The organism is Bacteroides sp. 2_2_4 (assembly GCF_000157055.1).
In the GTDB taxonomy this organism is placed as follows: Bacteria; Bacteroidota; Bacteroidia; order Bacteroidales; family Bacteroidaceae; genus Bacteroides; species Bacteroides ovatus.
The window spans coordinates 326,546-350,167 of the sequence record NZ_EQ973359.1; the positions used below are offsets into that span (position 1 = coordinate 326,546).

The following is a 23,622-nucleotide window of genomic DNA, read 5'->3' on the forward strand; positions in this document are numbered from 1 at the left end:
ATAATTGTATTTTCTATATAATCATAGAAAATAATACCATAAAAGCATTTTTTAGTAGATTATTATACTCAACCCTAACTTGCTTCCACGTGTATGTTGAAAAACATAAAAAATATCATTTGTCATAATTTTATTTATTAATACTTTTGTATTTAATTATAAAAGAGGTTATTATATGTTAGGAGTTTTAGTTTGGATAGTAGTGATTCTTCTGATCTGCTTTAGTGTTACTGGGTGGCATTGGATTATATTTTATGTAGTCATACTACCATTTTCAACATTGCTATTTTTCTTCTATGTCGATTTTCCCGAAAATCGTTTTAATATAAAAAGATTCAAGAATGACATAAAATATTTATTAAATAAATTACATAAGAAATGAAAAAAAATATATTATTCTTTTTGCTTTATACTATTATGTGTTTTACTTCCTATTCGCAGAACAAACAGATTAGTTATTCATCTGTAAATGGGCTTGTAACTTACGACAATGGTTCAGGTACGAAAGCCGATATTGGTGCAAAATTATATATTATACCATGTAAATATTTCAAACAAGATATTGAATTAAAAAATGACTCTATACAAATGGGGTATGAATCTTTGTTACAATACATCAAATGGAAAGAACTTGTTGGGCAAGAACAAGCAATAGCCAAATTAAAAGAATATGACTTTTACATTTCCGCTGAAGAACAAATTAGGAGAGAAGGTGAATTAGCTATATGTTTGGTTGATATTCTCAAATCAAATAAAGTAAAATATAGTTGTACGATTGACAATACGGGAAAATATAAAACTACAATCCCTTATGGTAATTATTATTTTATATTTAAATCCGCAAATAAAAGCGTAGATAAGTCTATACTTAATGGTCGTGGAACATATAATATTTATAAAATCAAATTATATTCTAAATATAAAGATATTAGTACGTCTTTTAACGCTGACTACCATTAAATATTGAGCTAACATAATCTGGCTAATGTTTTCGCGTATAAATTATAATTAGGCTGGCTCCAAAGTCAGCCCAATTTTATTTTGTGCATTTTGCCACTCTTAGCCAAAAGTATTCAGCTTTCGAGATATTTGTTAAGCGCATCTCTCAATTTACGAATTTCATCATTTGAAGATACTATTTCGGATATTTCATCTTCACATGCGCAATCGCACATTGAAATAAGCATACCTTTTATGCCACCTCCCTTTTCTATTTTAGCATCTTTTGAGAACATTTCTATCGGGAGAAACTCGACTACCCCTCCGCTGTCAAAACTTACCGAAGCCGCAGCGTTTTTCTTTTCCCATTCCTCCACCTCACTACATGACATATAAGCCGTTTGACAATTTTCTAATTCTGGCTTCTTTTGCTCTATCATATCTAAATAGAACTGTATAGCCATTAAACCTTTCTCTGTTACCGTATTGTCTTTTGCAATAAGACCATTTACTTTGAATGTTTCTACAACGCATTCTTTGTTGCTCATAAATTCTACTAATTCCATATTGATTTATTATTTATAGTGGATAAAATTTGTATTTTCTTGCTGTAATTGGAACACGGCAGGATAGTTCCTTTTTGAATATTGTTTTCTAAGGTATGATATTAAATTATCGAAGTTGGTAATGAATCCCTCGTTGATTAAATCAGCCACCTTCTTTTCAAGCTGCCACAGTTCGCGTTGTTTGCTTTCATCACCCTGCTTGTTGCGAAGCATTTTCTCATGTGAGTTAAACACAACCCAATTCAATGCTTCCCCAACCTTTTGCATTGCTTTCGGCATAAACTCTTTAGGAACTATCTTCTGAACGGCAGAGCCAAGTTCTTTGTAAGCATCCCCGGCATCGTTTCGATAGCGAATCATTTCATCGTACACAAACCGTAATACTTTGACTTCAAAAGCCGGATTTATCCACATAGCAAATTTGATAAACAGAAGCGGATTCATCCAAACTTTATCGGGTGTTTTGCCTTCTTTCGTATTTCTACCCTTAACTTTTATAAGTAGTTGATTTTCACCAATGAGCATTTTTGCTCTATGGCTTTCATCCTCTGCAAGAGCTTTCAAAAACTCTGATGTATTATCAGATTCTAAGAATTTACTCATTTGCCTTCTCGGATTCCCTTCTACATTATTCCACTGCCGAAGCAATTCAGTTCCGTCAAAATAACCATCACTCGTGCGCTGAACCACAGAAAAACTATCAATGTATCGCACCATTTCTTGATTTGTTTTCATATTATAAATTTAGATTTTACTTAACAAAGATTTCTCCCTTTTACGGGAAAGTTCACGCTTGTTTTCTTCAAGTTCTTCCCAACGATTAATAATTTTGGCTCGTAAGTTTGCATCATAACCACTTGCGAGAAGCAAGCAGTCTTTTTTAGTGAGAAGATAATAAGGGTCTTTTCTTTCTGCGTTATTCCCTAACTTTGTGATTTTGAACATCAATTCAAAATTGAATTTATGTTTTTCTTCCAGTTGTTCAAGGATATTGCGAATATCTCGCATTACATTTGAATGAGTTTTGCCCGTAATTTCCGCAATCTGTAAGGAGGTCATTGTTCTTTTTTTACCTTTTCCCTCATCAATAGGTATTAACTGATTAAAATTTTCCATATCTTTGCACTATAAAGTTAATGTTTTCCCCATCAGCGGCTCGGACATCTCCGCTTTTGGGGAATTATTTTGTCCGATCTTGTAGTAGGCAGGGAATCGAACCCCAATACGCCATTACTCGTACCTACTGAACCCTCCTTAATATAATAGTCACACTTGACATAATAATAAAGAGAAAGGGCAAATCCCGATGAAGCCTAATGTGGTTGCCTGCCTCAAAGAGAATGCCCTATAATATTTTACTCCAGTTCATGACAACCACGAAATGAACCTAACAGCATTGTTTCCGACACAAATATAAAAACGATATTTTCACCATACAACAGACTAAAAATCAGAAAAATAAATTCGGTAAACATCAGTAACAAACGGTAAGAATCGGTAAATAAAAACAGTTATATTTACTCTAAAATTTAGACATAATATAAATAATGCACGTATCTACCGTATTGTGACAAGATGTTGGTTGCAATTTATGATACCGTTCAAATAATTTAGAAATATAAAATACTGTAAATAAATATATTGCAGAAAACGTGTTAGTCCCTATTCTTTTTATATCTTACCATAACATTGCCTTCGGATTCTATTTTACAGTTTCCACCATGAACATATACATAAACTTTAGCCACATCGCTTTGCCTTACATGTAGTTTAGCCCGATCATATACACTCACAAAAACTTTGGCGCAATCTTCCACTTCAAGAGTCAATTCACTATCATGGCGCAAATGGAGAGTAGCGGCTGTAAATTTACCGAAAGAAAGTTTGCCTGAACATTTACCGTTCAGTACATATACACCATTGTTGCCTCCGGTCACTGGTTCATCAACAAAAATAAGGTTTTGATGAAGCAGACTCCGGTCAAAATTACCTTTTATATATTCCACTGTCGGATAATCGTGTTCAATACAAAAATCAATACCCCGTATATACATTCCGATCAATTCTTGCTGGCTTTTATTATTTTGCCAGTCACCTTGCCATTGTGTGCAGAGGCCATACGATACGGCATGGCCTCTCAATTCACTATTTAATCTGTTCATAATCATACATTAAATTTGTTTACACCGTTTATATTCCTATGCAGTATATCTCTGATTTCTTCCACAAATTCCACATTCTTTGCTGTATTTATCTGTATCATTGTCAGTTGTTGTAATTGCGCTTGTGCTATTACATTATAGGCCGGGAACAATTCTTCAACCAATCTGCGCACATACTCCCGTTTAACACTCACGTCAGCCCGGATTGCATTTATATAAGAAGCCAAAAGGTTAGCGGTATTTTCAGTAACATTCTGTATGCCTTTAGATAAACCACTTCCACTGTCTTCTTCCTCTTCCTTCATACTGATACCATATTTCTTTTCCATATAGTTATTCAGTTTGTCAAGCATGGAATAGTAATCATCGGTTTTCTCACTTACCCCCATTAGATAGTCCGCAATACTTTCCAACTCCTTTTCGTCAAGAGAGAAATCCTTGCCGAAATAACCACTCATTCCATCCTCACCAAAAAGCATCTTTTGAAGCTGTTGCATGGCCGGTTCCAAAATACTTATTTTGAGAATGGAGTTCATAACATCACCCATAATGTCGGCAACCTTATTTTTGAAAGCTTCGGCACCATCCTCGCCTTTCTGCCATGCCTCATACAAGGCATCTCCCAGCTGTGAAGCCCAGTCTTTCAAATTAATGCCATAAAGAGATTCAGCCGTTTCTTCGGCAAAATCCTTTATTTGCTGTTTCATCTCCGCAATCTGATTCTCATAATCAGCCACCTTGCTATCATCCGTCTTCTTCTTGTCAATTTCGGCTTGCCGTTGTTTCTCCAATTCTGAAAGTTGTTCTTGCATCAAGGCACGTTGATACCCGTATGCACCACCTTCATCGTATGCCGAAACACGTTTTTGAAGTTTTTCCGCTTCCTGCTTATATTTCTGCAAAGACATCAAATCGAAGATGTTGATCTTTCCCTTATTGCGTATTGCACCAATCTGATTATTTAATTGATTCAACCGGGTACGGTCATTTTCTGCATCTACAAGTTTTAGTTCCGTGCCACTGCCCAAAAAACGTTCAAGAATACCGTCAATTTGTTCGTATATATATTGCAACTGTTGAGCACGAAGTTTACTCTTTTCAATAGCCTTATCGAGTTTCTTATCATGCGCTTGTGCTATCTTCCCAATCCAATTTACAGCTTCACCAGCAGCGGCAGCAATACCACCAACGATTCCACCTTTGGCGAATCCCTGCCCGATATTGCTTATAGAAGACATGGCATCCTGCACATTACCCATCGTGTCGGCCATACCCTCATTGCCCAAAGCATCGAACATGGAAGACATCTGTCCTGCAAAATTGCCGACAAGATCAGCACTTTCAGCGGCACTTTCTCCCAACCGTCCGATTTTCTTTTCCAGTTTGTCGCTGTCTTTTTCAGAAGTAAAAAGTTCTTTTACATTCTTCGCTAAGGTTTTGAATGGATTTACAGCCAACTGTGCATCTTGCAACTGGGGGATGGCTTTTATCAATTTATCCAACAAAGAATAAGCACCCTTAACATTTTCAATACTACCATCATCTTTCGTAAAAAAAGAAGTAAATCCATTGGGCTTTCCATCGCTATCATAGGAAACCTTTGCATTATTCTTGATTTCCCTTGCGATACGTTCAGCCTCTTTCAAATCAGAGAATGAACGTTGCTCTTTATCTCCAAATATTTTCTCCCATTCAGGTAACAATTGTAATAAGGTCGATTTTAATTCAATCAGCTTCTTATTATATTCATCAAGATAAGCCTTCTGAACATTGTTTAGACCTGACGTATCACCAACCAACTCCCCATTTTTTCCGACACTTAATCCAGTCTTTGATGCGTACTGTTCACTTAATATTCGTATCTTTTCTATCGTTGATCTTGCATTGGCAATAACCTTTGTATCATCAAGTGCAATACTTACCTTATCTTTCTCAAATGCCTCTTTAGCATCCTTCCACACCTTAAAAAATTGCTTATATAATGGGCTGTCTTTACCTCCTAATATACTTTCTGCTTCATCGTCACTCAAAGTGAATGGAAGATCAACAGCCTTTTCTTTGAGTTTCTTTTGTACTGTATCTATTAAATATTGCGCTTCATTCTCATAATCAGTCAAAAAACCAAAAGCATAAGTTGAAGCATCCTTCTTACTTGCACCGGCATTGATAAGCTGCTTGTATATATCCCATTTCTTTGAAACATCAGACACGTACCTTTCAAGTTCCTTTGTGGCCTTATCCGAAGCTTCTTTCATAGCGTTGGCATCAATATCCAAAAGCACTTTCCGTATAGAAACTTTCAATTCCCTACGCTCTTTGGTCTTATCGTCAAGCTGGTTAAGAATCTTATTCAATTCATCCCGATAATTTACAATATTCACCGGTTCTTTACCTTTAAATAAGGAATCAAAAATACCCGATTCTTTAACCTTGCTGGCAGCTTCTCCCTTTCCAACAATGTCAGTCCACTTCTTATATTCAGAATATGCCTCCTTTAGTAAGTTTACCCGTTCTTTCAATCTTTCGGCAAAGGCATCCTTTTTGCTCTTATCCTTATTTGGATCAGTGAGAGAAAAACCGATTTCTTTAGCTCCTTTCTCACCGGCTTGCATTGTGTCGAAAGCCTTTTTATAATCTGATACAATTTGCTTCTGCCAGTCGGGAAGTTTTGACAAGTCAATAGCTCCAATACCTGACAAATCTATTCCGGCTTTAATCAATACCGGCTTCAATTGATTTGTTGTCTCTTTAGCTTCCTTGTATCCTTTTTGTATTCCTTCAATGATTTTCTCTGAATCTGTGGAAACCTTTATTTGGGCTTCAAATTGCCCATCTGTGGCTTCATTGAACTTTTTCTGCAAATCTGACAAGCTCTGAATAGTTTCCGTATATTCAGCATTAGTCTTAATATTGAATTGTTTTTCAAGAATCTCACCATTAAGAAAATTCCGTATATCTACCGGCATCTCTTTAAATTGATCCAAGAAAGAACTTATATCCAAACCGATAGCTATTTTTTGAGCGTCACTCAAATTGTCTAAATTCCATCCGGCAGCTTGTAATCGTGACTTATATTCAGATATGAAACTCTGCATATCCGGTGATACTTCTTCCTCAAAAACACGTTTAGAGTTTTTCCATGCCTTCCGCAGCTGAAAAATATCATCCCTATATCCTCCCGTGAAAGGTAACTCATTATTCAAACTGGCTAATGCCTTGGGATATTCTTTGATTATATCCAACTGCTCTTTCAATGATTTGCCCGAAGCGACTTTAGCAAAATCATCATACTTGGCTATAACTTTCTGCATGGCAGTATAATACTCTATATAGCTACCAGCCATACGGTCTATAATCTTGTCTATCTGCTTCTCTGTCTTGATGTAGTCTTCAATATTTTCACTAAAGCTTTCGTCAAAATAACCATCAGTAGCATCATTCGCATATTCAGATGTACCTCTTATGGCATTCAACAATCTATAAGCCTCTTTTGTATCATCCAAAGCATTCCGAAGCAATATATATTGTTCCGCAAGGCTTTTAACTGTATTTCCTTCATCATCAGTCTTAAACGTTTCATTAAAAGTATCTGCCCAAACCGGGGAATAATCCTTTAATGCTGTTTTCATTTCTTCAATGGAAGCAATCAGTGAGGCATCATTCGCCTTAAAAGGATCAACATCAGCAAATTTTTGAGCTTCTTTCGTTAGGTTCTTGAAACCGTCTTGTGCTCTTGTTGTCAACTCGGAAATACGCTCGTTCATTTCGTCAGCCTTTTGCCCGGACTTATACCATAATTCAGCAATGGCAGTAAGCCCAGTAAACAAAAGCATGTATGGATTAAAAAGCAAACCTTTTAATGCAACTCCTACTTGTTTTATACCATAACCCAATGAGATCATGGCTACACGCCATTTACTTGTTGAAAGTGCAGCCGACATTTCAGCACGAGATATACCAAGTACCTGCACAATATGACCGGCTTGTCCTGATTTCAATTTTCCAAGTGCCATTAACCGCAAGGCATACTCCTTAGTTAAAGCTCCACTACTTGCCAACGCTTTCCAATCTGCGGTTGTCATAGTATTACTTGAAGCTATAAGTCCTTTTTCCGCATTAGTAAGTGTACGATAACTGGATGCGACAACAAGATTGGCTGCTGCCTTTTGCTTGGCAGCAAGCGTACTTTTTATAAGAGCCGCACTTTCATTCCCAATCAAGCGGTTTGCGCCAAATGTAGCTACCTTATATACTCCAAAGGCTCCAACGGCAGCTTCGATAGCCGGTACAACTTCTTTCCAATTTTGTGCAAGGGTGGTAAGGCTTTCGGCAGTCCATTTCAATGTACTACCCGTTGACTCCGCAATATCACCAAGCATAATGTCAATCGCATCAGCCAAGTTCTTCCATTTGGACTTAACTGATTCTGAAAGAACTTCCTGCATATTATTAAACATGCCACCATCATCCGTAAGTTCCCAAAGAACATCTTTTACATCCTCAAACGTAACCTTCTTTTTCGAGATCATATCAAGCACTTCACCGGCACTGACAATGCGGCCTTCCAACTTGCTGAATCGCTCGGCCAGTTTATCCACCATAGGAATGTTCGCTTCCGTTAATTGTCGTAATTCCGTTCCTTTCAAGAATTTAGCAGCCTTTATCTGACCGTAGGCCAATATGATACGTCCCATATCAACACCTACACCAGCTGATATATCAGCCAGCCTTTTCATGGTATCATACAATTCATTGTATGGTATAGAATACGCGGAAAGTTGTTTGGCATACTGATTCAAGTCCATAACCCCGAACGGAGAAGCAACAGCCAGTTTCTTAATCTGATTGAATATGGTCGTAGCTTTGCCTTCATCTTGCAGGATAGAGGCCATTGCAATTTTCTGATTCTCCAATTCACCACCAATATCAACCACCGCACGTAAAAAATTTTGTGCCGCATAAATGGAGTATAATCCTAAAAATTCATTTCTTAGTTGTCCGACAATACTCAACTGACTGTTCATTGCTCCATTCATATTGAGAGTAGCTGTCATGTGCCGTCTTGCTGCATTGGCTGATCTCTCACGGGCATTAGCCAAATCCAGTTCCGCTTTGGCGGCACGTGCGGCTCTTTGTCGCGCAAGCTCACGTGCGGCTGCGGCAGAAGCCTCCGCTTTGGTTTGAATGGCTGCGGCTTTGGCGGCGCGTAAATCACTTGCTGTAAAGTTTGTATTCAAACCGGCGGCTTGCAAGGCGGCACGAACAGCTTGTGTGGTACTGGCCTTATCCACTACCACATTGATCTTAAACTTCTCACTTTGAAGCAAAGTCTTCATATCACCAACCAACTTCTTCTTGTCAAAACCCACATCAAGTTTTGCCTGCAAGTCTTTGGTGATTTCCGCTTTCAATTTTTTACGTTGTTCCGCTGTCTTATCACGGAACAGTATATCAAAATATAAATTACCGAGATCAGCCATATATTATTGTGTTTGTGTTACTTATAATCATTAATGTTAATTGCTGTTTCTCCATTGCCATACTTATCTTTCCAGCGTTTGGCAGCATCCTCTATTTCGCTTACGGAAGGGGATTTGAAGTTCTTCGTATCGTGCTTCTTTTCCTTGTTGTCCTTGTCACAATCTGTAACCACAATAGACACATCCATTGCCAATAGTTCAATTTGTGCATTTGTAAGTACCCAATAAATACCAAACAAGGGCTTGCTTATTGGAATCCCAAATACTCTCAAAGGCTCTGTCAGCCACGGATAGGACTTGCCTATTTCCCACGTTTGTCCGTAGCTGGTTCGTGAAGGATATGCTCTGCTTCCTCTTTTGTCATTGTCATCATCGTGTCCTTCATCGCGGTCAGATATATGGTAGCAGTCAAGTAGTCTTCCACTGGAATTTTTTTTTTGCCGACGGCTATAACCTTCATCAGCTCATGATCTCCATATTGTTTGATATAAAAGAACCATCGCCACAAGAAAGGATAGAAGAACTTGATCTTCCAATATCCGTTCAAAATGATAGCGGCTGCACATTGGCAACTGATCTTATCATCATTTCCCGATTTCTGCATGGTACTGGTGAATTTGCGTATAGTCCCTCTTTTCAGCCATGAAATACCATATTTCTTTCCTCGGACTTCCACATAGTCCACACTGTCTTCCAACACATCATTCAATAGCCTTTCATCCTCCGGTGTAGGAAGTGTTATGTCATTCTTCTTTGTCATATTTTATCGTGTTTTATACGAAAAAAGGTGGTGGCCGGTATCAAGTAGCTCACCACCTTTTCGCTGATATGAATTTTGCAAAGTGTTATATCCTAAGTTTTTTATTCGGACACTTTTTTACGTAAAATGTAAATAGAGGCACCCTTAGCATCATTCAACGGAGAAACAGATACATTAAAGTACCCCGGCTTATCCTGCTCGCTGACGAAGTTGCTATACCCCTCAACATTCGGTAAGAACAAGGCTGTTTGACGGTCTTCACTACGCATGAAGAGTCCTCCGATTACTTTCTTCGGTTCGATATTGTAACCTTCACCTTCATAAGTCTCACCATCAATGGTAGCAGTCATAGTCACCGTTTCCGCTTTCTTGTTCAGTAACAAGTCATTGATCTTTCCTGCCACGGAAGGTACTTGAAACTGAATATCGGAATCTCCAGCATTAGCAATAGAAGTCCAAGTTGCTCCGGTTGTCAACTTGATCTTGGAAACATCGGCAGCTCCGGTATCAAATGTAACTCCGTCAGAGAGTACCGGCAGCTCCATATCAAAAGCCGCTAAAGTTGCGAGGTCACTATTGACTTTGGACACATAATAAACCTCCTTCATCTGATTAAAGAGCACCTTTAACTCTTCCAGTTTGGTAGTAATAGAAATCTCTGCCATAATCGTATCTTTTTAAGTTTGTGTCATTTGTTTATTATTAGCTTCGCTTGTATTATTAAGGAATGAAAACCGAGTCCGTCATTTCCTCCGGGAAGCAATCGTGGACTTACAGCTGAAAACAATTCCGTCACTATTGGAAATTTTGAAACCACTTCCATTTGCATTTCATCCAAACGGACTGTATTCTCAATACCGTTTGAGCGATCATGCGCAAAAACGTTTATCTGACAGTAAGTGTCTTGGTAGGTACTTCCTTTATCTTGGATAGTTTGTGGCAACCGGATAACAACAAAGTCCTTCATCGCCTTTTGTTCAGCAGCCGGACGATCTGTTATGAAAACCTTTTCACCAATGCCGGTTACTGCATCAGCGATTTGTTTTAATATATCCATACGTCTATAAACTGTCCGTCCCATCATTTCATTGGTTTAAAGTTCTTGAATAATGTATTTTGTGCCCTTTGAAATGTTCCGGTCAGAACATCTGCATTCAACACATTCTCCAAATAGGTTGAATATTCAGTACCCGTGCACATTACTATCTCAAATCCTTTACGTGATTCCGACTTATATCTTTTCAAGAAATCAAAGGAGAATGCTTCGCCATAACCTTTATCAGTTTCTATTGTTCCAGTAAAACGTCTGTTCTGATTATCATAACTGACACCTACAAATGTTTCACCTTTAGTCAGCTTTACTCTCACCGGTTGTTTCATTGAATCTCCACTACAAACGAAATAGGAAAATCTACCGTCCATGAATAATCCGCACGCATAACTGGTTATTGTATTACCCGTAAGATTCCGAAAGCCTGACTTGTTATCAAGTGCATCTTGGATAAGTTCTTCACAGCATTTAGTCAAGACATCAAAGATATATCCTGAAACAAGCTCCTTTGCCTTCCTTATTCCTTCATCAAACAATACTTCATTGCTCCGGTTATCCATGCGTTAATTTTTTGCAAGATTGAAATACACAGTTGTTCCCAAATTTCCGGCATAGCTATCAGTAACCATACATTGAGTGAAAGTGCCTTGTCTGTCCGTGACATCTATCAGATCACCGGCCAATATTCCTTCAACAATTCCGGGAAGGCTCAACAGATAATCGCTCTTTATCACATTATCGGTTTTGAATGTCCGCAAATTTGTACTACCTTCCTTTCGGCATATACCTTCATACAAGATCACCTTCTCACCATCACTGAAAGAATCCTCACCTATAATTCGGTAAACAGTACATTTGTGCGGATGCCGTGGATTATTTACTTTCATACTCAAAAATTGACTATTCTGATTTTAGTGCCCTTTACAACTTCTTCATCCCATTTCTCATACAGTTCTTTCGCCATTTCACGGAGTTGCCGCTTGTCGTATGCACTGGTCTGCCAACCACCTTCCTTATGCTTCCATCCCCCGTCACTGTCTTCGGTATCATTCTTACTGCTTGGAGTGCTTGCACACCACATGTAAATATCGGCAGTGGCAAGATCAAGCTGCCTTTCGGTCAGTTCACTTACCATTGTTCCAAAAGCGATTTTCCGCTTGACAAGAACCCTTTTGAGGGCGTTGTCCGCTATTTCATAAGCAGTTGCGCCACTCAAAAAGTCCTCAATGGTCATATCTTCCGTATGAGAAAGTTCCTCATTCATTCTTGCATGAATTTAAGAATTACACAGTTACAGTAGAGATGAACATATACTGTGGCATTCTCGGCACACACATTTGGGCGGCTTCACTTTCAATATAGATTGAATGTGTTTCAGGATTGGCTCTCTGTGTCAGTTTCAAGCGTCCACCGTCATAAGAAGCAACCTTGTTTGCCTCATATCCCAAAGTCAAAGGCTCCACACCTTGAATAGTACCGATCTGACCTACTGGTATAAAGGCAATATTGGTGGCCTTGAAGTTCTCCACTTGTTCAGTGATAAGATCAGGTTGTCCGTCCGCATCCTTACCGGGCTTGTCAACAAAAGCATAGCTGTCACGTGGCACGATTTCATCCACCTTAACCAGTTTCTTGAAAATGGCTTTCAGGCGGTCTTCATCTTCATTCTGTGCATTGGCAATAACCGTACTATCATCCGTCACAGTCGGATAGAGGGAATGGCCGATACGTTTAAGAACCGTGGTATGAGTCATTAAATCATCCCATAAGTCCTGCGCCAGCTCCATCCTGATCTTGCCCAAATAATGATATTTGCGGCGAATCTCTTTCACTCTGTTCTTTACATCCATAATCGGATCAGAGGCAGAGCCTTGATTTGCCGGAATATGTTCATCCTTAGTCCACCAGCGGCTTGTGCCGGCCAATACTTGATAATGGTTTTCAGGGATATTAAAGTCAATAGTGATACCCTTCAAACCACGTGGGTTGTTATCAGTATCAATAGTGAACTTACCCGTGGAAACAATTCTCATTCGCTGGTGAGTAAGCGCATTGTAGTACGATCCGATAAGACCGTCAGCACTTTCATCAAGCAAGCCCAAGAACACATTCTGCATCTCTTCCGTCAATGCGGACATGCCTACCCGTTGCAACAGCTGCAATTGTTGTCTCACAGTCACACGGTTCAAACGGTAGAACTTCTTTTGAGTCGGGATATTACCCGTCCTTCCTTCGAGTTCTCCCAATGCAGCTTCATAACCCGGACTTTCCGGATCAACGTAAGCTGGCAGCGTTTTCACGCCGAGGCTCGTAATAAGCTGGGAGAAAGTATAATCCAACTTGGTTGCTTCAAATTCAAAACCATCAATTTGAAGTAGGTCATACTTCTCCTTGTAACGGTCAATAAATTCTTGCCAAGTGTCCCCACCAAGCCCATACTCGATAACCTTGTACAAATCAATAGGAAGTGTATTCATACAATTGTCGTATTTTAAATGTTGTTTTCAAATTCTTTTACTGCACCCATACAATTTGAGGAAGTGTAGTAATCTTTTGCAGGATAGCGACCACTTCTTCGTCAAACATGTACTGATAAATCTCTCCGGCATAGACTACTGTCCCACTGGCCTTTGTGTTGCCACTGGCTACAAGAATATCTTCTTGCAAATAACCATTAATGCCAAGAGTGGTAATATCTGATTCAGCCGCCTTGATCTGTGCATCCGTATAAGCGGTGAATGTCTTACCTGAAAGATCAAACTTCACAGCTGTACCGGCAGGAATCTTGCCAACCGCAACCCAATCGGAAATGTTGCTCACCATACCACCGCCCGGATAACGGTGACGGATTTCACGCCACACTTTACGGGCATGTCCGTATTTCACGGTGTTCACATCAAACGTGTTACCCATTGTTCCCATACATTTATTGTTTTAGAGTTAATAATTTCAATTCTTCTTCCAGCCTTCCTTCTTGCCTTTACGTTCAAAGTATCTGCTGGCTGCATTGTGTTGTGTTCCACCTGAACCGTCAGAAGTTCTTGGGGCGGTGCCATAACCCCTGCACGCCTTATATTCTGCATCATATTTCGGCAGAAATTCAGTAACCAGTTCATCCACAGTTTTCTTGGTATCGAAAGTTACCCCTTGTAAGGTCTTGCTCAACACATAATCATCATTCGCTTGTTTGGCCTTCATTGCAGCCGTAACCTTCTTCAACAAATCAGCTTGAACCTTTTTGCTGTCTTCCGCGTCTAAACGTGCTTCCAGTTCTTTCAGTTTCTTCTCCAGTTCATCATCGTTTTTCGGTGGTACCGGTGGAGTTGGAGGTGTCGGGGGAGTCGGTTGGGGCTTATAGTTTTTCTTAAAGTCCTCAACTCTGGTTGCGACATCATGGTTGTACTGTCCTTGCATCCCTTTCAGAAAATTCACAGCCTTGTTCCAATAAGCCTCGTCAGGCTCCGAACCTTCGGCTATGGGATTAAGTTCTACATACGTCTGTAATGTCTGCGGTGAAAAACTGGTTTCTCCAAGTTTCTCACTTAATGTGGATAAGATTTTTTCTTGTTCCATCGTGTTTATTTTGTGTTTATGTTGAATAAAAAAAGAGTCAGACAATGCTTTTTGCATCAATCTGACTCTTTGGTCTTATTTTCCATTTAATAGTGGGCAGTATTGGACTCGAACCAATGAAGACGAAAGCCAATAGATTTACAGTCTATCCCGTTTGCCACTTCGGTAACTACCCGTTTTGCGGAAGCAGAAGGATTCAAACCTCCGAAGCCTTTCAGCTTGCCTCTTTAGCAAAGAGGTGGTATCGTTCACTCACCCATACTTCCAATATGCGACCTACAAGATGTCTCGGTGAAACCACCGCATTTCCCTTGTATTTCGGACGTTATTCATTCTGTGTAGCGTATCAGAGAATCGAACTCTGGTTTCCACCGTGAAAAGGTGACGACCTAACCGTTAGTCGAATACGCCATTTGTTGAGATACAAGGATTTGAACCTTGAATAGCAGAACCAAAATCTGCTGTGTTGCCATTACACCATATCTCAATATGCGCGAAGAGAAGGACTCGAACCCCCGACAATCAGGTTTGGAATCTGACGTTCTTCCAACTGAACTATCTCCGCTTCATTGCGCCCGGTGATAGAATCGAACTACCGACCTTTACATTAACAGTGTATTGCTCTACCAATTGAGCTAACCGGACAATATACCTATACTCACCTAACCTGCGATACCCCATTTCAGCGTACCTGTGGGAATTGAACCACACCGTATAGGTTTTGTGGAAAGAGATGAAATCGAATCACCTTAACCGGATTTTCAGTCCGGCGCATACACCACGTCTGCCATCTTTCCATATTCTCCCTTTATCCCCATACGCCACATCGAAGGGAGAAACAATGCGGCAACTCCAACTATTGTTGCGGAGATTCGACTCGAACGAATGACCTTTGGGCTATGATCCCAACGAGCTACCAGCTGCTCCACTCCGCGATATTATCCTGAAAACTACTTTGTACCCACAATATCCACATTTATGTAGTTCTTGCATCTACGACACTTCACTCTCAATATAACAACACCATTGACATAGCTTATATCAGTTAGTTTCTGACCGCATATCGGACATAAAACTATCTTGTTGTATATTTCCCTTTGATCTGCATCTTTATCCGCACTAATTTTTATCATACTCCATGTTTTCGTTGCAAATATATGTACTGGATTTCTTTTCTCAAAACATTTTTGATATTATTTTCTATTAAAATGTAGAAAATAATACTCTTTATGCGTATTTTTGTACTGCAATATTAGAATCAGAGCTTATAGGCCGGTCTCCACATGTGTAATGTGAGGATCGGTTTTCTTTTTATGGAGAAATATAGTGGAATAAAAACGGTTAATGCCAGTTTGGTGCTTGATTATGAATATATCCAAATGTTAAGGGACGCGGATAGGAAAATTCCTAATCCGAATAAGATAATCGCACAAGGTGGAGGGCAGGAAAACATGCTCTCCACCCCGGCTGATATTACCATCTGTGGGGGATGCCGTGGAGGAAGTAAAACTTTTACTCTTCTTATGGAAACATTGAAAGATATAAAAAATAAAAAACTTCCGTTCTGTGCTTCTCCGGCATGAGATAGACGATCTCTCTGATATGGTAGAAACATCATCCACCTTATATGATGATTTTGGGGAATACAACAAGTCCAAAAACGACATGCGCTGGAATTTCTATAAAGGTGGATTTTTAAAATTCAGCTATCATGCTGACACACTTGACGATTTCAAAAAGCGTTTTCAAGGTAAACAGTTCGCATATATAGGTGTGGATGAAATAACCCACATGGAATATCTCAAATTCAAATACCTTATCACTTGTAACCGTAACGCCTTTCATATCCGTAACCGCTTTATCGGAACATGTAACCCTGATCCTGACAGCTGGGTTGCAAAATTCATTGACTGGTGGATCGGAGAAGATGGTCTTCCAATCCCGGAACGTGATGGCAGAGTCCGGTATTGTTTTATGGACGGGGACAATGTTTCAGGTATATATTGGGGAGATACCCGTGAGGAAGTATATGAGCAATGCAAGGATATTATACACGCCTACTGGAAGCCGGAGTATGAGCAATATGGCACACCACAAGAACTGTTTATCAAGTCGGTTACTTTTATTGAAGCAAAACTTTCCGATAATGTAAAACTGATGTCTTCTGATCCGACCTATTTGGCTAACCTTGTCAACCAGTCAGACGAACAACGCGCACGCGATCTTGACGGTAACTGGAAATACAAAGCTGCCGGAGATGATATAATAAAGCTGACTCACATGGAAGCCTTATACCGCAATTCCATGCAGATAGGTGATGGAATACGCCGGGTATCATGTGATGCGGCATTTGAGGGTGGCGACAGTCTTGTCATGTGGCTGTGGGAAGGATGGCATATAAGAGACATATTTGTTTGCAAACTTGACAGCAAGAAAACAGTCGATACCGTAAAAGCGATGCTGGAAGAATGGCATGTAAGAGAAGAATGCTTCACCTATGACCTTAACGGACTCGGACAAATATTCAAAGGCTTTTTCCCGAATGCAATCCCATTCAACAACAAAGAAGCCGTGGAAGAGAAATTCAAATACATCTATGCGAATTTAAAATCACAAGCGGCATATCTGTTCGCACAAAAAATTATCAACCGGGAGATTTCCATTGAACCGACTCTTCTTGAACGCAAGTTCTCCGGCAAAGGGTTTGAGAAAGTTCCCCTTAGACAGATTCTCGACAAGGAAAGGAAAGCGATACGAAAGGATGAAGACAGTGAAGAGAAAGGCTGGACTATTATCAAGAAGATTATAATGAAAAAATTAGTAGGCCATTCTCCCGACTTCATAGAAGCATTGCTTATGCGAATGATTTTTGAAATTAAACATAAACGCAAACACATAAAAGGTTTAGGATTAATATGATAGCAGAGATTCTTACAAAAAAGCCTTTTGCAAGGGTTACTCCCGAAGGTTACTTGCAAGGCAGGATTACGAGCGATTTAAGAAACGCATCGTTCACAAACAACAGTGATAGGCTGACATGGCAGCTCATTTCGCAGGCTGATTTTATCCGTGAGTTTTATCCTTCAGGGCACAAGATCAATTCGGAATTGTTTTACCCGGACAGACTGAAATATGACGAAGAGAAGAAACGGTTCTTCCGGGAGAAAGTATTCCGTGCTTCTTTTCCCTTTCAGATGATAATCACTATCCAACAACTTGTACATCTATGTGGCAATGACATTCATCATGAGCTGACCGATACCAAAGTTGATGAAAGTTCACGGGAAATATTTCTCGAATTTCAAAAAGGATGGCTGGATAAAAATATGGAGATTGCATTTTACGAATATGCCAAAAGTGTAAAAATAACGGGAGATGCAGCAATCGTATTCTATATGAATGAAGGCAAGGTGTTCACCAAGAATCTCTCCTATTTTGATGGTGACACTCTTTATCCTCACTACGATTCCATAACCGGTCAAATGACACTGTTTGCCCGGCGATACAGCGACTATGACGAAGAGGGAAAGGAACTCATTTCTTGGGTGGAAGTGTGGGATAATAAAAAAATGTACCGTTACCGGCAGGATAAAAGGGGAATAGCCGGAGCAATAAACAAAGTGAAACAGTATTTCGGTATTGAAGGATATACATTAGTGGAAGAACACGATCATGGATTTACCGAATGTCCGGTTGTATATTATCGGGACAAACACGGTGCCTGCTGGAGCTTTTCACAAGATAATATCGACAAGTACGAACTGGCTATTTCCCATTTGTGTCAAAACAATATGGCATACGCATTTCCAATCATGTTACTTAAAGGTGAAGATGTTGAGATTCAGGGAGATATGTATGGTGCGGTAAAAGCTATCACTATGGGGAAGGATGATGATGCAGGCTTTATGAATCGTCCCGAAGCATCACAATCATTTGAACTTCAAATTAATACATTACTTAAAATGATTTTTATGGGGAGTTTTGTTGTCATGCCTCCCGAAGTAAAGTCAGGAGATTTGCCGGGTGTTGCTATCAAGCTGATCTATTCACCATCTTTGGAAAAAGCCATGATTGACTGCAAGGAATTTGACGAATCAATAGACAAAATGAAACGGCTGTTCCTGCACGGATATGGAACAGAAAAAGGCCAACTTACCAAATTCCTCAATTTGAAAATTTTTTCGTGGGCAGTTCCATACGTCCACCAAAATGCAGCCGAATTGGTATCGAACTTGGTACAATTAGTCGGTGCCGGTATTTTATCAAAAGAAACCGGCTCGGAAGAATCCGGTTATGGGAAAAACAATGAATGGGATCGTATCATGCGTGAATATAAGGAACAGCAACAAGCTGACTTGCTATATCAACTGAAAATCAAGAAAAATGAAAGTAAAGAGGGTAATGCAAAATGATCTGTACCAAAACGCGGAGCGCGAAAGCAATCCCGTACTCCGCGCTCCGAATCCAATGTAATTATACATTGGAAAAAGCCGCCTCTGCCTACATAAAATAGACAGAGGCTTTACTTTTTTTCAACAACTTGGTTGATAAGCTTGTGTTATAACAAGTCAACTTCTACATTGCAAATGTAATGAATGAATTGAATATGACACTACTTTCGATACAATTTTTTATTATAAGGCTTTCGAGGATATTTCCGGTTAAGCTTCTTTTGCAGATCATCATTGATACTTTCATTCAGAAGGATTTTAGAGTTTAGCACCCGGACTTCTCCAGTAAGTTCCATAATAGTTTTGGATTGTGTCGCATTTTGTTTTGAAAGTTCAACATTGGCAATAGCCAGTTTGCTGCATTCTGATGCAAGATGATTGAGTTTCTTTGTGCTGATTAATGATATTCCAAACATAATAATTCTGATATTTAACCTATTAAATAATTATATTGCTGATACGGAAACTGCAAAGCATTTACAATGACCGTGATACGGTGGTAATTTGTCCCATTCCACATGAAATCCGACTTCATCGTCACAAATGTTACAAGGATAGGAGCTGCCACGCATGACAAAGAACCCTACGGCTCCACTGGCTTTAGCCTGTAATTCCCAATGCTTCATCCAACCCTCTGCCACAGCATACTCCGTCAAATCTGACAGTGCAGTCCAAGAGCTTACAGTACGTCCTACTCCAAAAGACTCCTGAACACCGAGTCTTGAAATAACCGGATAACCCTTTGAAATAGCTCTCTGTACATGCTCATTAAGCAACGGCGTTTTTACCGACTGCCTGATAGATGAAAGTAGTTTGTCTTTGGAAAGGTTCAGTAGTAGTCCGGCGGCAATGGCCGTTTCAACCTCCTTTGAAAACCGGTCAACATATTCTCTTGCGCGTTGCGTGAAGGTTTTGCTGTATGATTCTCGCGTTATATATGTTATGATTGCATCCTTATTATCCTCATGTGTCGCTACTGCCAAAGTATAAGTATAGTCTTCAATTATTTCAAGAAGGGATAAAATAATGGCATCCACCTCCTCCTGCAACTGTCTGTTTGCTGAAAAACGGAATAGTTCAGGGCTGATTTTGTACCGGTATGAAATATCTATAATTTGCTTTGCCGCCTCGATCATTACAATTTGAAGATTGGTACGCATGGATAGCTCCGCATCCAGACGTTGACGGAGGTATTCTTTGGCCTCTTCAATTTCCTTATCAGTCGGTACCCTCATTTTTATGTTCCTCCTTAATACTTTCCTTTATGCTATTCATGTTTCTTTCTTCTTCCAGTATTTTGGCATCATCTTCCGGTGATACTGGTTTCTGCAAGCCTCGTAGCCGTTCGGTAAGATCAGAGTAGCTTTTAAAAAACTCTTCCATAAACTTAACATCGGGGGTTGCGTTACTAATAAGGAAACAGACTTTGATCCATGTTTCCAAATATTCGCGAAGTTCCTTATTGTTGGCTAACTCCCGAATCCGGGAGAACATTCCGTTGTCATCCCGAAAACGCATACTCCAAAAACCTGACACTGCCTTAATGCTGATCCAGTCATGTTCACTACCATTATCCCTCGTAACAATAAAGTTACCTACCTGAATACCATTTGTTTTTTTGCTCATAATTCTATTTTTAATTTACGTTCAAATCTATCTCCAAGATTAAAAAAGTATTCCTTACCATAAGAGTTTATACGTTCTTCATCCGATGATACTTTGTTCATTTCATAAATCAAACAACTATACCTATCATCATCAGGGAGAAGCCCTTTGCACTCTTCTCTGATATAAATATGATGCTTCCCATTTACCCAATAAAATTCAGAGAGAAATCCACCAAGAAGCATTTCAATCATTTTTTTGTGTCTGACAGACAATTCTCCTTGCACTGCTATATCCATTGCAATGCTCTTACCTTCTATTGTCTTCAATTCACATGAATAGTTCAAGGCTCGAAGGATAGACATCAGCTCAACACTCAACTCTATGTGATTCATATTTTTCATACTTTTACTATTTCAAATTCATCTGCATGTTTCTTACCAATCCAATCCCGTTTCTGATTTTCAGTTGCGGTTTCGTAGATTCTTCCTCGCTTAGACAAATGCCTTTTCTTAAAAATACCTTCTTCTCCAAGTTTGTCATAATCTCTTCTTGAAGGGGATAATCCCTTTGCCCTGCAAAAGAACAGTCCCGTTTCCTTGTGTCTAAATTTTACTGCCATGCTTATTCCTCCCATGGATTTCCGTCTTCTTCCTCAACGTAAATCCGTTTTAATTTGTCTGATACTTCTTCAAGCTCACGCTTCATTTGATTTACATGAAATCCAGCTGGCATAGGGATTTCCAATGCTCCCCGTAGGTTATCTATTTTTTCAATAACCTCTGCAAATTCATCCGGTGCGATCATACTATTTGGTTCTTATTTTTAATTGTTTGATAATCTTCTCCACAGCGTCCAAGTCAAAAACAGTTGTTCTCTTCTCCATGTGGTACGTCCCCTCCAGTTTCTTCTCCCGGAACAAACGCTGGACTTGATAAATGCTCAATGACAAGCAGGCCGCAAGCCCTTCATGGGTATAAGCGTATCGTTTGCCATCTTGATAAACCGGTTTAGCGATCCTTTGCTTATAGTTACCCCGTAGGTCTTCCCGTTTCTCATAATAGAGTTTTTCCGTCAAGGCTGTTCCATACAAACCATACACCTGACCATTCGGGGTTCTTTTTTTACGATAACCGGCTTCCGAAAGAATACGTCCGAATACTGTTACATTCTCTTCTTTGGTATTATTGTCCTTGCACCATTTGCAATATTTCCGGTACAGAATGGCCGAAGACATCCATTTGGGTTCAATATCGGCAATCTCTTCATATCGGCATAGATAGTTCATTTGGTACATGAACTTCATTACGGTACTACTTTCCGACTGATATTCATCCATGACATTTTCAAGCTCCTTACTGTCTGTCAACTTATAACCATTGGCGATAAAACGGTCACGGCCTTCCAATATCCAATTGAATATAGCCGGGTATTCGGCTTCCAAATCCCGTGACAGTTCTTTTTTCTGCCGGGCTTTGGGTATCTCCACTTCAAAGGGAATAATGCAAATACGCCGCCTCATTCCATAGCTCCAGTCTTTCAAATACGGCATTTGGTTGGCATTTGCCATAAGCAGGGGAATATTGTAAGCAGTGAAGTTATCGCCATAGATAGGCCGGGCTTCGGTAGGTTCACCACTGATAAGGCTCTTCAACGTGTCACTATCCTTACCAAACTCTAACGCTTGTATTTCAGAACAGTAGTTCAACCGCTTGCCATTAATGAAAGCGATATTTTTTTTTCTCTCATTTCCAGTAATCAATGCACCTATGCCGAAATTGCTGACATTCTCCCGGCCAAGTATGCCCATGATCGTTTCAAAGACTACACTTTTGCCATTGGAGCCGGAGCCACGAAGAACAAGCATAGTTTCCATTTTCGCCACACGCCGGTCAACAAAAATACTTCCAAGAAACTCCTGCAAAACTTTTTGCATGTTTTTGTCCGGCAAAACTTCATCCAGGAACATTCTCCAAAGAAAGACATGCTCTTCCGGCTTGTAGTCATAGGGAACGCATGTAGTCTGTACCCAACGGCGGTTGAAAGAATGTGCACGGCGAGCATTCATATCAAACACACAGTTATTGAACACCACAATGGCATTATCAGGCTTCAAGGCTTTCCCTGCCACCACACGCTTACAAACTTTCAGTACACCCTCCACACGGGAATAATCACCATTGGGCATTTTGCATTTACGCATCAAGTCATATATCAGGTTGCCAAAATCATCCCATGCCATCTCTTCATATATCCGGCCACTGAAATAGTAAGGAGTACCATTGAACTTACAAATCGAAGATCGTATAATGGCTGCACGCATCAAGTCCTGCACAGCGTCAACACGCGCTGCACTTTTGGACTCTTGTAAGGCGGCATCCAGTTTCTCGCCTTTCATAAGCCCGAAGACCTCATTTAACAACTTCCTATACTTTCCCGACTCCATTTCAGTCTTTAAATTTACCAGTCCTTACCTGATTGATACAGTCAGCAACCCATCCAACAAGATACGAGAATGTTTCCTGATTAGCTAAATCCACTTTTGCACCTATATAATCAAATATGTTCATCGCTATATGTGAACTTTCATGAGCGATATTTGCTATAGTAATGGCATTCTTACTTTCAAATCGGACAAGAATACCACCCAAATTTCGCAGTTTATCACGAACACAGTCCACAATGGCATCAGCAGTATCATCCCATTCACTTACACCTTCAAATCTATCTGAAAATGTATCTGTACTGACTGCAACCCACAACTTGCGTGGATATATCACCGGATCAAACTCATGTATTTTCATAAAATATCATTATATATTCAAAAACAAGTGTTTTTGATAGTTTTATGCCTATTTTCAGGCCGTTTTACGCCACAAATATAGCCTATTTTCTACATAATTATCATATAAATACTATTATTTTCTACTTAAAATATAGAATAAACACGCGCTTTTGAAGGCTTTTTTATCATATTTTGTATTCATAGCACCATTCAATATAAGTAATCATAAAATATTGGCAAACAAAGGATA

Annotated in this window: 26 protein-coding genes and 8 tRNA genes; 4 read left to right on the plus strand and 30 right to left on the minus strand. The window is 39.5% G+C overall.

What is annotated here, in order from left to right; all coding sequences use genetic code 11:
• The first annotated feature begins 378 nt into the window (after positions 1 to 378).
• On the plus strand, positions 379 to 960 hold the full coding sequence (locus tag BSCG_RS15780) for a hypothetical protein (RefSeq protein WP_005794395.1): 582 nt from the start codon (positions 379 to 381) through the stop codon (positions 958 to 960).
• A gap of 113 nt (positions 961 to 1,073) precedes the next feature.
• Here BSCG_RS15780 and BSCG_RS15775 read toward each other — a convergent pair whose 3' ends face one another.
• From BSCG_RS15775 to BSCG_RS15680, 23 genes are all read right to left on the minus strand, one after another.
• Positions 1,074 to 1,505: a hypothetical protein gene (locus BSCG_RS15775; RefSeq protein ID WP_004326765.1), complete on the minus strand. Its 432-nt coding sequence runs from the start codon at positions 1,503 to 1,505 to the stop codon at positions 1,074 to 1,076.
• 9 nt (positions 1,506 to 1,514) lie between these two features.
• Positions 1,515 to 2,240, minus strand: a complete 726-nt coding sequence (locus BSCG_RS15770) for a KilA-N domain-containing protein (protein WP_004326766.1) — start codon at positions 2,238 to 2,240, stop codon at positions 1,515 to 1,517.
• A 9-nt stretch (positions 2,241 to 2,249) separates the two neighbouring features.
• Positions 2,250 to 2,564 carry a Rha family transcriptional regulator gene (locus tag BSCG_RS15765; protein WP_004326767.1) on the minus strand — a complete coding sequence of 105 codons (315 nt, stop codon included), beginning with the start codon at positions 2,562 to 2,564 and terminating at the stop codon, positions 2,250 to 2,252.
• Between the two features lie 596 nt (positions 2,565 to 3,160).
• A complete protein-coding gene (locus BSCG_RS15760) occupies positions 3,161 to 3,673 on the minus strand; it encodes a hypothetical protein (protein ID WP_007854278.1) in 513 nt (170 codons plus the stop codon).
• Positions 3,670 to 9,147 carry a hypothetical protein gene (locus BSCG_RS15755; RefSeq protein WP_008775832.1) on the minus strand — a complete coding sequence of 1,826 codons (5,478 nt, stop codon included), beginning with the start codon at positions 9,145 to 9,147 and terminating at the stop codon, positions 3,670 to 3,672. Before BSCG_RS15755 ends, BSCG_RS15760 begins: the two co-directional genes overlap by 4 nt.
• Positions 9,148 to 9,164: 17 nt before the next feature.
• Positions 9,165 to 9,386, minus strand: coding sequence for a hypothetical protein (locus tag BSCG_RS15750; protein WP_008775833.1), 222 nt, complete (start codon positions 9,384 to 9,386; stop codon positions 9,165 to 9,167).
• A gap of 62 nt (positions 9,387 to 9,448) precedes the next feature.
• On the minus strand, positions 9,449 to 9,907 hold the full coding sequence (locus BSCG_RS15745) for a hypothetical protein (RefSeq protein WP_004326772.1): 459 nt from the start codon (positions 9,905 to 9,907) through the stop codon (positions 9,449 to 9,451).
• Between the two features lie 101 nt (positions 9,908 to 10,008).
• Positions 10,009 to 10,572, minus strand: a complete 564-nt coding sequence (locus BSCG_RS15740) for a hypothetical protein (RefSeq protein ID WP_004326773.1) — start codon at positions 10,570 to 10,572, stop codon at positions 10,009 to 10,011.
• A 23-nt stretch (positions 10,573 to 10,595) separates the two neighbouring features.
• The gene (locus BSCG_RS15735) at positions 10,596 to 10,964 is read right to left on the minus strand and encodes a hypothetical protein (protein WP_224205391.1); all 369 of its coding nucleotides are present in this window, start codon (positions 10,962 to 10,964) and stop codon (positions 10,596 to 10,598) included.
• A gap of 23 nt (positions 10,965 to 10,987) precedes the next feature.
• Positions 10,988 to 11,518 carry a hypothetical protein gene (locus tag BSCG_RS15730; RefSeq protein ID WP_004326776.1) on the minus strand — a complete coding sequence of 177 codons (531 nt, stop codon included), beginning with the start codon at positions 11,516 to 11,518 and terminating at the stop codon, positions 10,988 to 10,990.
• 3 nt (positions 11,519 to 11,521) lie between these two features.
• Positions 11,522 to 11,845, minus strand: a complete 324-nt coding sequence (locus BSCG_RS15725) for a hypothetical protein (protein ID WP_004326777.1) — start codon at positions 11,843 to 11,845, stop codon at positions 11,522 to 11,524.
• Between the two features lie 2 nt (positions 11,846 to 11,847).
• Positions 11,848 to 12,222 carry a hypothetical protein gene (locus BSCG_RS15720; RefSeq protein ID WP_005794411.1) on the minus strand — a complete coding sequence of 125 codons (375 nt, stop codon included), beginning with the start codon at positions 12,220 to 12,222 and terminating at the stop codon, positions 11,848 to 11,850.
• Between the two features lie 19 nt (positions 12,223 to 12,241).
• Positions 12,242 to 13,435 carry a hypothetical protein gene (locus tag BSCG_RS15715; protein WP_005794414.1) on the minus strand — a complete coding sequence of 398 codons (1,194 nt, stop codon included), beginning with the start codon at positions 13,433 to 13,435 and terminating at the stop codon, positions 12,242 to 12,244.
• 37 nt (positions 13,436 to 13,472) lie between these two features.
• Positions 13,473 to 13,880 carry a hypothetical protein gene (locus tag BSCG_RS15710; RefSeq protein WP_004327383.1) on the minus strand — a complete coding sequence of 136 codons (408 nt, stop codon included), beginning with the start codon at positions 13,878 to 13,880 and terminating at the stop codon, positions 13,473 to 13,475.
• Between the two features lie 27 nt (positions 13,881 to 13,907).
• Complete coding sequence (locus BSCG_RS15705; protein ID WP_005794419.1) at positions 13,908 to 14,531, minus strand: hypothetical protein; 624 nt, start codon at positions 14,529 to 14,531, stop codon at positions 13,908 to 13,910.
• A 93-nt stretch (positions 14,532 to 14,624) separates the two neighbouring features.
• Positions 14,625 to 14,706 (minus strand) — tRNA-Tyr (locus BSCG_RS15700).
• 6 nt (positions 14,707 to 14,712) lie between these two features.
• Positions 14,713 to 14,797, minus strand: a tRNA-Ser gene (locus tag BSCG_RS29945).
• A gap of 73 nt (positions 14,798 to 14,870) precedes the next feature.
• Positions 14,871 to 14,942 (minus strand) — tRNA-Glu (locus tag BSCG_RS0127460).
• A 5-nt stretch (positions 14,943 to 14,947) separates the two neighbouring features.
• A tRNA-Gln gene (locus BSCG_RS15695) sits at positions 14,948 to 15,018 on the minus strand.
• A gap of 5 nt (positions 15,019 to 15,023) precedes the next feature.
• A tRNA-Trp gene (locus tag BSCG_RS15690) sits at positions 15,024 to 15,096 on the minus strand.
• A gap of 7 nt (positions 15,097 to 15,103) precedes the next feature.
• Positions 15,104 to 15,176: transfer RNA gene (locus BSCG_RS15685), tRNA-Asn, on the minus strand.
• A gap of 79 nt (positions 15,177 to 15,255) precedes the next feature.
• Positions 15,256 to 15,328: transfer RNA gene (locus BSCG_RS29950), tRNA-Phe, on the minus strand.
• Positions 15,329 to 15,393: 65 nt separating this feature from the next.
• A tRNA-Met gene (locus BSCG_RS15680) sits at positions 15,394 to 15,466 on the minus strand.
• A gap of 378 nt (positions 15,467 to 15,844) precedes the next feature.
• On the opposite strand from BSCG_RS15680, the gene BSCG_RS30470 reads away from it, so the two are divergent.
• Genes BSCG_RS30470 through BSCG_RS15670 form a run of 3 tightly spaced genes read left to right on the plus strand, consistent with a single transcriptional unit; the run spans position 15,845 to position 18,943 of the window.
• A complete protein-coding gene (locus BSCG_RS30470) occupies positions 15,845 to 16,114 on the plus strand; it encodes a hypothetical protein (protein ID WP_241762150.1) in 270 nt (89 codons plus the stop codon).
• Positions 16,098 to 17,450 (plus strand): terminase large subunit domain-containing protein, encoded by a 1,353-nt coding sequence (locus BSCG_RS15675; protein WP_008775837.1) that lies wholly within the window; start codon positions 16,098 to 16,100, stop codon positions 17,448 to 17,450. The genes BSCG_RS30470 and BSCG_RS15675 overlap by 17 nt, the downstream gene beginning before the upstream one ends.
• Positions 17,447 to 18,943, plus strand: coding sequence for a phage portal protein (locus BSCG_RS15670; protein ID WP_008775838.1), 1,497 nt, complete (start codon positions 17,447 to 17,449; stop codon positions 18,941 to 18,943). The genes BSCG_RS15675 and BSCG_RS15670 overlap by 4 nt, the downstream gene beginning before the upstream one ends.
• 485 nt (positions 18,944 to 19,428) lie before the next feature.
• Here the strand turns inward: BSCG_RS15670 and BSCG_RS15660 are convergent, their stop codons facing one another.
• The 7 genes from BSCG_RS15660 to BSCG_RS15630 are packed head-to-tail and all read right to left on the minus strand — an operon-like array spanning position 19,429 to position 23,391.
• Entirely contained in the window at positions 19,429 to 20,217 is a 789-nt protein-coding gene (locus BSCG_RS15660; RefSeq protein ID WP_008775840.1) for a hypothetical protein, read from the minus strand.
• Positions 20,201 to 20,608, minus strand: a complete 408-nt coding sequence (locus BSCG_RS15655; protein ID WP_008775841.1) for a hypothetical protein — start codon at positions 20,606 to 20,608, stop codon at positions 20,201 to 20,203. Before BSCG_RS15655 ends, BSCG_RS15660 begins: the two co-directional genes overlap by 17 nt.
• Entirely contained in the window at positions 20,605 to 20,982 is a 378-nt protein-coding gene (locus tag BSCG_RS15650; protein WP_032849507.1) for a hypothetical protein, read from the minus strand. The genes BSCG_RS15655 and BSCG_RS15650 overlap by 4 nt, the downstream gene beginning before the upstream one ends.
• Positions 20,983 to 20,987: 5 nt before the next feature.
• Positions 20,988 to 21,209 carry a hypothetical protein gene (locus BSCG_RS15645; protein ID WP_032849508.1) on the minus strand — a complete coding sequence of 74 codons (222 nt, stop codon included), beginning with the start codon at positions 21,207 to 21,209 and terminating at the stop codon, positions 20,988 to 20,990.
• Between the two features lie 2 nt (positions 21,210 to 21,211).
• Positions 21,212 to 21,394, minus strand: a complete 183-nt coding sequence (locus BSCG_RS15640; RefSeq protein ID WP_008775844.1) for a hypothetical protein — start codon at positions 21,392 to 21,394, stop codon at positions 21,212 to 21,214.
• 1 nt (position 21,395) lies between these two features.
• Positions 21,396 to 23,033: a phage/plasmid primase, P4 family gene (locus tag BSCG_RS15635; RefSeq protein ID WP_032849481.1), complete on the minus strand. Its 1,638-nt coding sequence runs from the start codon at positions 23,031 to 23,033 to the stop codon at positions 21,396 to 21,398.
• A gap of 1 nt (position 23,034) precedes the next feature.
• Positions 23,035 to 23,391, minus strand: a complete 357-nt coding sequence (locus tag BSCG_RS15630; RefSeq protein WP_008775846.1) for a hypothetical protein — start codon at positions 23,389 to 23,391, stop codon at positions 23,035 to 23,037.
• Between the last annotated feature and the right edge of the window lie 231 nt (positions 23,392 to 23,622).

Bases quoted from the DNA above. Each gene is read 5' to 3' on its own strand.
- BSCG_RS15780 (WP_005794395.1), top strand. From the start codon at position 379: ATGAAAAAAAATATATTATTCTTTTTGCTTTATACTATTATGTGTTTT.
- BSCG_RS15775 (WP_004326765.1), bottom strand. From the start codon at position 1,505: ATGGAATTAGTAGAATTTATGAGCAACAAAGAATGCGTTGTAGAAACA.
- BSCG_RS15770 (WP_004326766.1), bottom strand. From the start codon at position 2,240: ATGAAAACAAATCAAGAAATGGTGCGATACATTGATAGTTTTTCTGTG.
- BSCG_RS15765 (WP_004326767.1), bottom strand. From the start codon at position 2,564: ATGACCTCCTTACAGATTGCGGAAATTACGGGCAAAACTCATTCAAAT.
- BSCG_RS15760 (WP_007854278.1), bottom strand. From the start codon at position 3,673: ATGATTATGAACAGATTAAATAGTGAATTGAGAGGCCATGCCGTATCG.
- BSCG_RS15755 (WP_008775832.1), bottom strand. From the start codon at position 9,147: ATGGCTGATCTCGGTAATTTATATTTTGATATACTGTTCCGTGATAAG.
- BSCG_RS15745 (WP_004326772.1), bottom strand. From the start codon at position 9,907: ATGACAAAGAAGAATGACATAACACTTCCTACACCGGAGGATGAAAGG.
- BSCG_RS15740 (WP_004326773.1), bottom strand. From the start codon at position 10,572: ATGGCAGAGATTTCTATTACTACCAAACTGGAAGAGTTAAAGGTGCTC.
- BSCG_RS15735 (WP_224205391.1), bottom strand. From the start codon at position 10,964: ATGGATATATTAAAACAAATCGCTGATGCAGTAACCGGCATTGGTGAA.
- BSCG_RS15730 (WP_004326776.1), bottom strand. From the start codon at position 11,518: ATGGATAACCGGAGCAATGAAGTATTGTTTGATGAAGGAATAAGGAAG.
- BSCG_RS15725 (WP_004326777.1), bottom strand. From the start codon at position 11,845: ATGAAAGTAAATAATCCACGGCATCCGCACAAATGTACTGTTTACCGA.
- BSCG_RS15720 (WP_005794411.1), bottom strand. From the start codon at position 12,222: ATGAATGAGGAACTTTCTCATACGGAAGATATGACCATTGAGGACTTT.
- BSCG_RS15715 (WP_005794414.1), bottom strand. From the start codon at position 13,435: ATGAATACACTTCCTATTGATTTGTACAAGGTTATCGAGTATGGGCTT.
- BSCG_RS15710 (WP_004327383.1), bottom strand. From the start codon at position 13,880: ATGGGAACAATGGGTAACACGTTTGATGTGAACACCGTGAAATACGGA.
- BSCG_RS15705 (WP_005794419.1), bottom strand. From the start codon at position 14,531: ATGGAACAAGAAAAAATCTTATCCACATTAAGTGAGAAACTTGGAGAA.
- BSCG_RS30470 (WP_241762150.1), top strand. From the start codon at position 15,845: ATGGAGAAATATAGTGGAATAAAAACGGTTAATGCCAGTTTGGTGCTT.
- BSCG_RS15670 (WP_008775838.1), top strand. From the start codon at position 17,447: ATGATAGCAGAGATTCTTACAAAAAAGCCTTTTGCAAGGGTTACTCCC.
- BSCG_RS15660 (WP_008775840.1), bottom strand. From the start codon at position 20,217: ATGAGGGTACCGACTGATAAGGAAATTGAAGAGGCCAAAGAATACCTC.
- BSCG_RS15655 (WP_008775841.1), bottom strand. From the start codon at position 20,608: ATGAGCAAAAAAACAAATGGTATTCAGGTAGGTAACTTTATTGTTACG.
- BSCG_RS15650 (WP_032849507.1), bottom strand. From the start codon at position 20,982: ATGAATCACATAGAGTTGAGTGTTGAGCTGATGTCTATCCTTCGAGCC.
- BSCG_RS15645 (WP_032849508.1), bottom strand. From the start codon at position 21,209: ATGGCAGTAAAATTTAGACACAAGGAAACGGGACTGTTCTTTTGCAGG.
- BSCG_RS15640 (WP_008775844.1), bottom strand. From the start codon at position 21,394: ATGATCGCACCGGATGAATTTGCAGAGGTTATTGAAAAAATAGATAAC.
- BSCG_RS15635 (WP_032849481.1), bottom strand. From the start codon at position 23,033: ATGGAGTCGGGAAAGTATAGGAAGTTGTTAAATGAGGTCTTCGGGCTT.
- BSCG_RS15630 (WP_008775846.1), bottom strand. From the start codon at position 23,391: ATGAAAATACATGAGTTTGATCCGGTGATATATCCACGCAAGTTGTGG.